At 60.7% G+C, this 407-nt stretch carries 1 protein-coding gene; it reads left to right on the top strand.

Annotation, left to right across the window (positions count from 1 at the left end; all coding sequences use genetic code 11):
* A partial coding sequence (locus tag AC1D0P_RS30825) for a class I SAM-dependent methyltransferase (RefSeq protein WP_477680205.1) occupies positions 1-382 on the top strand: 382 nt, incomplete at its 5' end.
* Positions 383-407 lie beyond the last annotated feature (25 nt).

Raw genomic sequence — 407 nt, 5'->3', positions numbered from 1 at the left:
CCTCGCGATCGCGGCGGTCAAGGCAGGCGCAGGGTCGGTTCAGGCCATCGACATCGATCCCTGGACTGGTCACGCGGTCAGCCTGAACAGCCGGCTCAACCAGGTCGAGATCGCCTTTTCCAATGCCGACATCATCGGCACGACAATCGACGCCGATATCCTGCTGGCCGGCGACGTTTTCTACGACAAATCTTTCGCCGAGCGGCTGATCCCATGGTTTGAATCACTCGTCGAAACCGGCAAGACCGTCATCGTCGGCGATCCCGGCCGCAGCTATTGCCCGCGTCAGCGGATGCAGGCACTTGCGACTTATGAGGTCTCGGTAACGCGGGCGCTGGAAGACGCCGAGGTCAAAAAGACGACCGTTTGGCGGTTTGCCTGAGCCGTAGATGCGGTTAACGATACCC

It is taken from the genome of Polaromonas sp. P1_G2 (genome assembly GCF_056405515.1).
This window is presented reverse-complemented; position numbering and strand designations above follow the sequence as displayed.